At 59.5% G+C, this 10,750-nt stretch carries 8 protein-coding genes and 1 pseudogene; 1 reads left to right on the forward strand and 8 read right to left on the reverse strand.

Annotation, left to right across the window (positions count from 1 at the left end):
- Positions 1-76 precede the first annotated feature (76 nt).
- On the reverse strand, positions 77-1,354 hold the full coding sequence (locus PMX70_RS02375; RefSeq protein WP_117633809.1) for a metal-dependent hydrolase family protein: 1,278 nt from the start codon (positions 1,352-1,354) through the stop codon (positions 77-79).
- A gap of 131 nt (positions 1,355-1,485) precedes the next feature.
- Entirely contained in the window at positions 1,486-2,937 is a 1,452-nt protein-coding gene (locus PMX70_RS02380; RefSeq protein WP_117646630.1) for an APC family permease, read from the reverse strand.
- Positions 2,938-3,464: 527 nt separating this feature from the next.
- Between PMX70_RS02380 and PMX70_RS02385 the strand changes: the two genes are divergently transcribed.
- Positions 3,465-4,295 (forward strand): C39 family peptidase, encoded by an 831-nt coding sequence (locus PMX70_RS02385; protein WP_271742767.1) that lies wholly within the window; start codon positions 3,465-3,467, stop codon positions 4,293-4,295.
- 461 nt (positions 4,296-4,756) lie between these two features.
- Here PMX70_RS02385 and PMX70_RS02390 read toward each other — a convergent pair whose 3' ends face one another.
- From PMX70_RS02390 to PMX70_RS02415, 6 genes and pseudogenes are all read right to left on the reverse strand, one after another.
- Positions 4,757-6,211 (reverse strand): family 1 glycosylhydrolase, encoded by a 1,455-nt coding sequence (locus PMX70_RS02390; RefSeq protein WP_271742768.1) that lies wholly within the window; start codon positions 6,209-6,211, stop codon positions 4,757-4,759.
- Position 6,212: 1 nt separating this feature from the next.
- The gene (locus tag PMX70_RS02395; protein WP_117776361.1) at positions 6,213-7,562 is read right to left on the reverse strand and encodes a PTS sugar transporter subunit IIC; all 1,350 of its coding nucleotides are present in this window, start codon (positions 7,560-7,562) and stop codon (positions 6,213-6,215) included.
- Between the two features lie 9 nt (positions 7,563-7,571).
- On the reverse strand, positions 7,572-7,865 hold the full coding sequence (locus PMX70_RS02400) for a PTS sugar transporter subunit IIB (protein ID WP_117648560.1): 294 nt from the start codon (positions 7,863-7,865) through the stop codon (positions 7,572-7,574).
- A 46-nt stretch (positions 7,866-7,911) separates the two neighbouring features.
- The gene (locus tag PMX70_RS02405) at positions 7,912-8,238 is read right to left on the reverse strand and encodes a PTS lactose/cellobiose transporter subunit IIA (RefSeq protein ID WP_117648559.1); all 327 of its coding nucleotides are present in this window, start codon (positions 8,236-8,238) and stop codon (positions 7,912-7,914) included.
- Positions 8,239-8,357: 119 nt separating this feature from the next.
- Positions 8,358-10,253, reverse strand: coding sequence for a BglG family transcription antiterminator (locus tag PMX70_RS02410; protein ID WP_271742769.1), 1,896 nt, complete (start codon positions 10,251-10,253; stop codon positions 8,358-8,360).
- 373 nt (positions 10,254-10,626) lie between these two features.
- Positions 10,627-10,750 (reverse strand): annotated as a pseudogene (locus PMX70_RS02415) (carbamate kinase); the annotation flags it as partial.

A 10,750-nucleotide genomic window follows, 5' to 3' on the forward strand; every position in this document is an offset into this window, starting at 1 on the left:
GGAGCTAGTTCCGCGTTGCGCTAGCTGCGGAAACGCGGGGTCCGTTCAAGCTGTTGCGTTGAGATTGAAAATCAACCTAGGCGCTGTACTTGTTTGCCTCGCCGAAGGTACCGGCCTCGACAATCCAGCCGTCCTTCATGATGACGTCCATGTTGTCGGTGTTGAGCACGTGGATGTCGGCGGCGACGTCACCGTTGACGACCAGCAGGTCGGCGCACTTGCCGGCCTCGATGGAACCGGTCTCGTCCTCGATGTGGCACATCTTGGCACCGTTGAGGGTGGCGCAGGTGATGGTCTCGACCGGGGTGAAGCCGATCTTGTCGACGAACTCGTACATCTCCTCGATGGAGCAGGTGCCGTACGGGGTGACGAAGGAGAAGGAGTCGGAGCCGATCGTCATGACGACGCCGCGCTTCTTGGCCTCGCGCAGGCAGTCGTAGTTGCGCTGCAGCTCCTTCTCGACCAGGGTGCCCTCGTACTTGTCATGCAGCTCGGGGACGTAGACGGGCGGATAGGTGGCGTACCAGGTGGGCAGGAAGGCGATCGTCGGGGTGAAGAAGGTGCCCTGCTCGGCCATGAGGTCCATGGTGCGCTCATCGATATCGAAGCCGTGAATCAGCTGCTCGCAGCCAAAGCGAACGGAATCGTAGGCGGCGGCGTGGTTGTTGTAGCAGTGACTCCACACGGGGATGCCGACCATCTTTGCCTCTTCGACCACGGCCTGAATCTCCTCGGAGCAGTAGTGCTGGTCGCGACCGGAGTCCCAACGCCAGATACCGCCACCGGTAGCCCAGATCTTGATGGCATCGGGGTTCTCGCGCAGGCGACGACGGACGGCCTTACGCAGATCCCAAGGACCGTCGACCTGATCGCCCCAGGGGTGCGATTCCTTGTTGAGCTCCTGGCTGCAGTGGTGGGAGTCGCCGTGGCCGGCAACACGGCAGAAGCCCAGACCGGTGGCCAGAACACGCGGGCCCTTAAAGACGCCCTTGTCGATGCAGTCACGGATCTGGATACCAAAGCGGCCGATCTCGCAGACGGTGGTGAGGCCGTGGGTGAGGCAGTCGTAGGCCTGCTTAACGGCGACGGCCTGCTTCTCGAGGAGCGGCTGCATGACCCAGTCTGTGTCATCGTCGGTCAAGTTGCCCGAGAAGTGCAGGTGGGTGTCGATCAGGCCGGGAAGGACGGTCTTGCCGGCGGCGTCGATAACCTCAACGCCCTCGGGAAGGTCCTGCATAGCACCGGCGTACTCGATCTTGCCATTGTCGTCGACGAGAACGAGGGAGTTCTCGACCGGCTCGGCACCGGTACCGTCGATGAGCTTACCGCCAACGATTGCATACTTAGTGGACATGGTTCCTCCTTATGGATCCATATAGTGGGCGAGGCCGTGTTGGGTTAAGGCCTCACAAAGCTACCCAAGTGGTGCCGGGTTCGGTGCGCGGAAGAGAGGGGTCCGCGCACCCGATCCGCCCCGGCTAGGCGTTATTTTTTGCGGGAATTGGTGAAGGCCATGAGGGCCAGGCCAACGGCCAGCCAGCCGATCACGATGCTCCACTCCACCATGTTGAGGGAGGCGGGAGAGAACGGGACCACGAGCAGGCCGATGATGACGGCGCAGGCAGCGACAGCGAGGCTGATGCCAAACTTGCCGCCGGGCACCTCGTAGGGACGAGGCAGGTCGGGCTCGGTGAAGCGCATGCGCAGGCAAGCGAGGGCGACCATGCCGCAGGAGAAGATGAAGGCGAGAGCCGACACGTTGGTCAGAGGGATGAGCATGTTCTTGCCCAGGAACGGACCGATGACGGTGATGACGCCCAGAACGGCGCAGGCGAGCTTGGGAGCGCCGGACTTGGGATCGACCTCGGCGAACTTCTCGGGCAGCTGGCCCTTGCGGCCCATGGCGAGCATGATGCGGCTCGTGGCGCCGTAGAAGGAGTTCATCGGGCCCATGGGTCCAAGCGTGGCGATGACGAGCATGGCAAGGTACAGGAGCATGTTGATGCCCTTGAGGCAGGCAAGCGCGGGAACCGGGCTCTTAACAAACTCATGCCAGTCGAGGATGGTGCCGAACGAGTAGATGCAGACCATGTAGAAGCCGCCGGCGGCCAGCAGGGCCAGGGAGATGATCTTGCCGAACTTGTTCCAGTTGAGGCCCTCGGCTGCTTCCTCAGCCTGCTGAGGAATGGTATCGAAGCCGGCGTAGAAGAACGGGGTCAAAACCAGGACCGACACGATGCCGGCGAACAGGCTGGTGCCCTCGGTAGCGGGCTTGCCGCCGCCAGCACCGGTGACCTGGGAGAACACGGGCATGGCGTGTTCCGGCGAACCGGTGAACAGCGAGACACCCATGGCGAGCAGCATGCCGCAGAGCAGAGCCTTGGTCAGGAAGGCCTGGAGCTTGGCGGCCGAGCTGGCACCGCGGAAGTTGAGGAAGATGACGTAGACTGCAAAGCCGAGCGCGATTAGCGTCGGGAACAAGTAAACGTCGGCGCCCAAGATGGTGTAGAGCTTGACGGCGCGCAGCCACTCAAGACCGGGCAGGCTGCCGAACATCTCGGACACGAGGGTCGAAATGGCGATGGCCTCCCACGGGCACAGGATGCCGTTGCCCAGGGCCAGGAGCCAACCGGTGATGTAGCTCAGCGTACGGCCAAAGCTACGGTCGACATACTCGACGATGCCGCCCGAGATGGGGATAGCAGCCGTGAGCTCACCGAAAACAGCTCCGACGGGCACGAGGAAGATTGCACCCAAGAGGAATGCGATCATAGCGGGAACGGGACCGCCGCCCACGACCATCCAGTCGCCGACCTGCAGGACCCAACCAGTACCGATGATGGCACCGAAACCGATGGTGAAGAAGTTCCAGAGCGAAAGCGTTTTCTTCATGCCGCCGTTACCTTCGACTGCAACTTCTGCGTTCTTGTCCGCCATTGTTCCCCTCCTTTCCTTATTGACGCCTCTTTGGCGTCACCCCTTGCGCGGTCTGTTTTGCCGCGCGCTTTTATTTCGTGGCTTTAAGATACGGCCTTGGCACAGCAGCGCCGCTTGTGGCTCGACCGAAGGCAGAACTGCAAAACGAGCGGCGCCGTTTTTGGGACGAACGGCGGAAGACGTCATTCGTCTTGGACGCTTTCATCTTGTCTGCTTTTGAATACCTGTTGCCGTGACGCTTGGCGCGCGGCGCGGCAACGTTCATACCATTTGTCAGGCTTTTGGCGCACATACCCATGTGTCGCGCCTCTTTTTATGTAGGATAGACAAGTTACACATGAGGCAAGGTGATTCGAATGGCATATGGATACAATGACGGCGACCAACGGCCACAAAGCGTGCGCCTTGCCGGCCGCACCACGCCAACGCCCAGAAGCACCTCCGACAACGACAACCCGCAGCGCCCCCAAGAGCAGCTCGGGGCTTCTTCGCGGCAACAAAGCCGTACCGTGCAGCAGTCAGACCGCATGAGTACGAGCACACGCCAACGCCAGACCGACACATCGCAGCCGCGCCGCTACGATCGCCGTAAGACCGACTACTACGTTAAACGCTCCTTTTCGCGACCTCAACGCGATCGCGGCAATTCCGCCCCCCACCCCGCGTCGCATACCACAAGCCACGTGCTTCCGGCCCGCCGCCTACGCCTTGCGCTTTGCTCCATTGCCGCCTGCCTCGTCTTTGTGTTTTTGGGATCCTGTATCTCCCACGGATCAGCCGGTCTTGAGCCCACTGCCGAGGACAAGCTGCTTAAAGCTCCCGTCGCGCCCGGTTACTCCTTCGCGTTCTCGACCCCACGCTCGCAATGGCAGGCCGGCACCATGCCCCACATCTACCAAATTGACCCCGCATGGTCGGAGCTGCCCTATGCCGGTGGCACTATTCGCGAAAACGCTTGCGGTCCCACTTGCCTCACCATGGTCTATATCTTTAAGACCGGCCATACCGATAAGACGCCGGTCGATATATGCGCACTGGCCGAAGCCGGCAACTACGCCCCCACTGGTGCCACCGAGTGGTCGTTTATGACAGGCGGTGCGTGGCAGCTGGGGCTCAACGGAACACAGCTCTATAACAATCGCGAATCGATTACCCAAGCACTTCGCTCGGGTGCGCCCGTCATCGCCGCAGTGCGCCCCGGCACGTTTACCAACGTAGGCCACTATATCGTGCTCTACGGCATCGACGATGCCAACCAGATTGACGTCTACGACCCCAACTCGGCCAGCCGCAGCGCCCGCCGCTGGGGCGTGGTGGAGGTCCTCAACGAAATCGAAGCCATGTGGGCCTACTACTAGTCATTGGGGACACTCATTGGGGACAGACTTAAATGAGTAGTCCCAGATTGCCAGGAACCGCCGGTACGGAAAGCGCATCCCACTTTGGAACTCAATGGTGAGATGCGCTTTCCGCTAGCGGTCCGTTTGGGAAACTGAGAGCCACTTTTCGGCATATTTCCGGGATGCATTTTCCGTTTGAGGGCCTCAAGGGAAACCGCGTCCCATGTTGGAAGCTCATTCTGGGATGCGCTTTCCGCAGTTGATCGATGCGGGCTTTAAGGACTATCCCAAGCTGCCGGCAAGAAAGGAACGTCCCCAAGTGCCGGGTTTCCGCAGTCATTGGGGACAGACTTAAATGAGTAGTCGTTTAAGAACGTCCCCAACGACTACCCACAGAATGAGGGTCTCATCGGGGACTAGGTAAATAGCAAAAGCCCCCGCGGCCGAAGCGGACCGCGGGGGCAACAGACCTGCAAGAGTTAACTCAAGTCCTCGCCATTTGATGCAATGACCTTTTGGTACCAGCAGAAGCTGTCCTTTCGGTAGCGATCGAACGTGCCTTTGCCCATATCATCGGCATCAACATAAACAAAGCCATAGCGCTTCTTCATCTGCCCCGTCGAGGCCGACACCAAATCGATACAGCCCCACGGCGTGTATCCCATCAGGTCAACACCGTCCTCGACAATTGCATCGCGCAGCGCAAGAATATGCCTTCGCAGGTAATCAATATGATACGCATCGTGGACTTTGCCGTCTTCCAGCGCATCGAGTCCGCCCACACCGTTCTCGGCGATAAAGAGCGGAAGATGGTAACGATCGTGGTAGCCGGCAAGCGTCACGCGCAAACCCAGCGCATCGATCTGCCACTTCCAGGCAGTCTCTTTATCCTTGAGGTACGGATTGCGCAACGTCGGGAACACGTTGCCCTCCGCCTTCTCGGCGATCACCTGATCATCGGCGCACACCAAGCGCGAGCAATAGTACGAGAACGAGATGAAGTCGACCGTATGCTCTGCCAGATACTCCGTATCGCCCGGCTCAAAGGGCACGTGAACACCCTCTTTCTCGAGTGCACGCAGCTTCCAAGCAGGATAGGCGCCCGCAGCCATCACGTCTGTGTAGAAGTAGCGGCCGCGGTCCTCCTCATACGCAAGCCATACGTCCTCGGGCGCACAACGGTACGGATAGGTCGCACCGGCAGCGACCATGCAACCCACCTTGTTTGCGGGATCGATCTTGTGCAGAATCTCGACAGCGCGAGCGCTCGCCATAAACATATGGTGCGAGAACGCCGCGGTCACGGCTGCACGGTCACGCTCATCCTCGAGCGTGACACCCGCGTTGAGATAGGACAGCGCCACGCTGTTGATCTCGTTGAACGTAAGCCAATAACGCACGAGGCCCTTGTACGCGCGTCCGACGGTCTCGACGTAGTGCGCATACCGCTCGATCATCTCTCGGCTTTGCCAGCCACCATAGCGCTCGACCAGAGCCAACGGATAGTCGTAGTGCGACAGCGTCACAAGCGGCTCGATTCCATGCTCGCGCAGCGCCTCGAATACCTGACGGTAAAACTCCAAGCCCTCGCCGTTGGGCTCGGTCTCCATCCCTGTGGGAAAAATACGGCTCCAGCAAATTGAAAGACGCAGGCACTTAAAGCCCATCTCGGCAAAGAGCTCGACATCCTCGTGCCAATGATGGAAGAAGTCGTTGCCCCAGCGGCATGGATACAGCCTGTCCGGATCGTCCACGGGCTTTTGCCTGCCAAACATTACATCCCAGCGGTCGGAACCCTGTGGGATCAGGTCGGAGTGCGACATGCCGCGGCCGCCCTCGTTCCAGCCCCCTTCGGCCTGGTTGGCGGCGAGGGCACCACCCCACAAAAAGCCCTCGGGCATACCGGCGGCAGACGTTCTGTCAAAGTAACTCATGCTACTCAGCATCCTCGGCAGAAGCTGCCGCGGCGTTCTCCTGCTCCTGAGCCAGGAGCTGGTTATCGTACACCTTAAAGAACGGGTACCAGACCACAGCCATGACCACGATCAAAACGATCGTAAACACCCAGATGCGCGGGTCGAGGCACTGGACAAAGCCCTGAACGAAGATGGGGAACGTGCCGCTCACCAAGATGTAGAAGTTAGAGACAAGACCCAGTGAGACCGCACCCCAATACAGCAGGGCCGAGATCATGCCGCCTAGCACAAACGGAATCATGAGGATCGGGTTGAAGATGATGGGCGCGCCGAAGATCGCGGGCTCGGAGATACGGAAGAAGCTCGGCACGATCGATGCCCTGCCAAATGCCTTGAGCTGCTGCGACTTTGCCCTAAACGCGCAGAGCGCCACAAAAGAGAACGTATTACCCGTGCCGCCGATGAGGTTGATGGCCAACGACATGAGCACCGGGTGGAACTCAAGCGGCTGCCCGGCAGCATAGAGCGAGGCGTTGGCGGCAAAGGCGGCAAGCGAGACCGGGGCGGTGATGGGCATTACGATCATGTTGCCGTGGACGCCAAAGCACCAAAACAGCAGCGTCATGAAGCAGATAAGCAGTGCGCCGGGCACAGAGTCAACTGCGACGGAAAGCGGGGCAGCGAGCAGCTTCTCGATAACCGAGGGGATGGACAGCGCGGGATCGATCATCTGGATCAGCAGGTTGCCGCCAAAGAAGATGAGGATGTTGGCGAGCATAGGTACGATGGCGCCAAAGGTTTCGGACAAAAACGGTGGCACGCCATCGGGCATCTTGATGGTGATGCCCTTGGTCTGGCAGAAGCGCGTGACCTCGACGGAGACCAAGGCAACGATGATGGCGGTAAACAGGCCCTGCGCACCCAGATAGGTGCAGGGGACCGCCTGGAGCACGGACTCGTCAGCAAGCTGGTAGTAGGACGACGGCGCCGCGGCGATCAGGAACATCACCAGCGAGGTCATGCCGGCGTTAAGCTTGGGCATCTTGTAGGTGCCCGCCAGGTTATAGGCGATTGCGAACGTCACGATCACCGACAGTATGCCCATCGTCATATTGAAGGGGATGAGCAGCGTGAGCTTATTGGCCGTCGCAAAATCGAGCCAAGGGCCAAAGACGGACCAGAACCCGCCCTGCGCCACCAGGTCGGCCGTGACCGGCGGGTTGGCGAGGATCATAAAGACGGCAGATACCAAGATGAAGCTGATCGCGCTCATAAAGCCCTTTTGCATGGAGGCAAAGTGGCGCTCGGTGCCGCAGAAATTGGCGATAGGGGTCAGTTTTTCCTGAAGCAGGGTCATGAACTTCTCCATGGTCGCCTCCTAACCCAACAGCGACTGGGCGAGCGCCAGCACGTTGGCGGCGTTGCCCATGCCGTAGTCCTGTGCGGGGATGACCGCGGTCGGCTTACCGCTCCCCTGCTTGACGGTGTTGAGCTGGTAGGACACCTGCGGCCCCAAGAGCAGCACGTCATAATTGGCGCACGTCTCCTGATACTCGCCGATACCCACCGCATCGATATCGAGCTCGATGCCGTTTTGCTCCGCATATTTCTCGAGTTTCTTCATCAGAATGCTTGTAGACAGACCAGCTGCGCAAACAAGAAGGATCTTCATAAGGGATTCCCTTCGCATTGATTGGTTGGATAGTCACCGCACGCCGCTAGGCGTTCTTGGTTGCAGTGCACTCATACAGGCAGATCAGCTCCTGCACGAGCTCCTGAGCAAGCATGGAGCACATGAGGTGGTCCTGAGCATGGACCAGCAACACATCCACCGACAGATGCTCGCCCGCTGCCTCAGTCGAAAGCAGCTGCGTTTGGATGTGGTGAGCCTTGATTCCCGCATCCTTTGACTGCTTCATGAGTTTGGCGGCGGCGTCAAAATCCCCCGCTTTTGCCTTTTCAAGGGCTTCGAAGGCAAGGCTGCGTGCCTCTCCCGCTGCAGCGACCAGCTGAAACGAAACCATCTCGGTTCCCTGATCGTCCATAACGGTCTCCTCTCCCGTGATGTTTGGTTTGTACTTGAATATTCGAAACGCCTATCTCCCGCCCGCAATCCTCGAGGTTTATTGCAGGTAGACAGACAGGGTTATCGACAAAAGAAGTCTTAAGCCGTATGCGCTTGCACAAGCGCCATCAGCTCATGCCAGGACCGGCGCTCGCGTAGGCGCTCGACCCCCTGGCGGTCCATAAAGATCTCGGCGAGCAGTGAGCTCAAGATCCGCGCCTCATCGCCGCCCGACCGGGCAAACGACACCATAAAGACGATATCGACCTCATGGCCGTATTCGTCCCAAAGAATGGGATGTTCGAGCAGGCCCACGGTAACAAAGGCCTCGGCGCTCAAGGGATGCATCCCATGGGGCATGGCTACCCCATTGCCAAACGAGGTGGCACTCGCGCTCTCGCGCTCGGCGACCTCTTGGGCAAACTGGGCATCGACACGGCCGCTCTCGACGGCGCGCTCGGAGAGATATCGGAGAACGGCCTGCTTCGACGACGCCTCAACGCGGTTGAAGAACAGGGCACGGCTAAAGAAAGAGCTCACGGAGTCCGATTGCGCAGTGTCGTCGCTCAGCACCTTGCGGATAGCGTTGACATCGCTCGTCTCCAAGAAGAAATCGGCCTCGCGGACGGGCACGGGCAACTTGACGTTGAGCGGCACCGTTGTGAACACGTAGTCGATATGCGAAAAATCGAACGTTCCCACGCGGGCGACATCGCATGTCTCAATCGAGTCGATATACATGCCAAACTGCTTGCGGTACTGGTGCTCGAGCATACGGGCGCTTCCCGCTCCCGAGGCGCACACGATCAGGATGCGTTTGCGACGCGGCTGGTCGGCTTGCTGCTCGAGGGCCAGGGCAAATGCCATGGCGATGTAGCCGAGCTCTTCATCAGAGGGCTGGCTGCCAAAATGACGCTCGAGTACCTGCGAGGTGCCAGCTGCCATCGAATAGGCCAACGGAAACCTCGTCTTGATATCGGGCAGCATGGGGTTATCCATATGCATGTGATATTCAAGGCGATAGCCCAGAGGGCCGATATGCCGAGCAAGGTTCATGCGAAGTTCAAGATCGCCGCTAAAGTCAAACCTAAACTCATCGTTGACCGCACGTACCATCTCGGAAGCAATCTCCCACATCTCGTCCGAGATAACGGCAGAGCCCTTCTCGGGCACGCCCGTGCCCCTGCCGAGCAAATGGATTGCGATAAAGGCAACCTCTTCTCGGGGCATGCTCACGCCCAGGGCATCCTTGATGTTTGCGGCAATCTGGAAAGCCGCGGCGTATTCGCGCGTTCCCTCCAGTTTTTGAACGTCCGATTCTGCAGCTGGGACATAGCAGCCCTGCTCGATGCGGCCAAGAGCAATGTAAAGATGCATGATGAGATTGCGGGATGCCAGCGAGCTCACCGTGACGGGCGAGGCCGTCAGGGCATCGTCCACACATGCGGCGATGGCCCGCAGGCGCTCGGCGAGCTTTGCATCGTCGGTGTCGGGCAACACGGGCCTCACCAGCGAGGCCAGGCACAGGCGCCGTTGCGACTCCCCGCCCGCAACGCGGATTCCGTAGCGTGGGCGCTTTTCGAGCGTTAAGTCAAATTGGGCGAGTTTCTGCTCTACCAGACGCATGTCATTGGACAGAGTTCGCGCCGAAACGTAGAGTAAATCCGCATACTCCTCAATCGTCACCCACTGGGACCGCATGAGGAGGTCGTTAAGAAGGAAGGACACACGGCCGTCGCGCGTATCAGGAATGCCCGGATGGGCCAGAGCCGCACCGTCTAGCAAGCGAGCAAGCTCATCTGCATGTGCAACATCGATACGATATTGCCCTTTGCTGCCAACGATGCGTGCAACCCCCGCAAGCTTGTCGTTTGCGCGATGGATATAGTTTCTCACGGCGCGCTCGCTTACCTCGAGACGCTTGGCAAGCACCGCGACAGCGACAGGCTGAGCGTCCTCGATCATATTTACAAGCTGCTTGACGCGAGCATCCATGTCCTCCTCCTTTCCCTGCGTCTAGTCTAACGCGGTAAAGAATGACACTCCACGTCGCGCTCGTTCCGCCAACGCGGAACAGGTTGCGGGGAGTCCAGCTGAACTTATAGGGAGCACGGAGAGAGGGCCCGAAAGCAATGCGTCGGTGTGAGATGCGCTTTCCGCAGTCATTGGGGACAGATTTAAATTAGTAGTCATTGAGGACGTTCTTGTTTGACTAGTCGTTTAAGAACGTCCCCAATGACTACCCACCCATCGGGGACTAGGTGAATAGCAAAAGCCCCGCAGTCGGAGCGGACTGCGGGGCCCATGAAGAGAGGCTAGTTTGTGGGCGCTTTGCCTGGCGCCCACAAGAGATGCAACAGAGTAGAGACTACTCGTGGATGCGGGTGCCGGAGAGGCCGGCCATGGTCTCGGCGGCCTTGTCCAGGGCGCCGATGATGCAGGTGCGGCCCTTGCGGGAGCGGGCGAACTTGATGGCGGCGCGGACCTTGGGC

This window comes from Collinsella aerofaciens (assembly GCF_028206795.1).
In the GTDB taxonomy this organism is placed as follows: Bacteria; Actinomycetota; Coriobacteriia; order Coriobacteriales; family Coriobacteriaceae; genus Collinsella; species Collinsella aerofaciens_AX.

Coding starts and splice junctions, on each gene's coding strand:
- PMX70_RS02375 (WP_117633809.1), bottom strand. CDS start 1,354: ATGTCCACTAAGTATGCAATCGTTGGCGGTAAGCTCATCGACGGTACC.
- PMX70_RS02380 (WP_117646630.1), bottom strand. CDS start 2,937: ATGGCGGACAAGAACGCAGAAGTTGCAGTCGAAGGTAACGGCGGCATG.
- PMX70_RS02385 (WP_271742767.1), top strand. CDS start 3,465: ATGAGTACGAGCACACGCCAACGCCAGACCGACACATCGCAGCCGCGC.
- PMX70_RS02390 (WP_271742768.1), bottom strand. CDS start 6,211: ATGAGTTACTTTGACAGAACGTCTGCCGCCGGTATGCCCGAGGGCTTT.
- PMX70_RS02395 (WP_117776361.1), bottom strand. CDS start 7,562: ATGGAGAAGTTCATGACCCTGCTTCAGGAAAAACTGACCCCTATCGCC.
- PMX70_RS02400 (WP_117648560.1), bottom strand. CDS start 7,865: ATGAAGATCCTTCTTGTTTGCGCAGCTGGTCTGTCTACAAGCATTCTG.
- PMX70_RS02405 (WP_117648559.1), bottom strand. CDS start 8,238: ATGGACGATCAGGGAACCGAGATGGTTTCGTTTCAGCTGGTCGCTGCA.
- PMX70_RS02410 (WP_271742769.1), bottom strand. CDS start 10,253: ATGGATGCTCGCGTCAAGCAGCTTGTAAATATGATCGAGGACGCTCAG.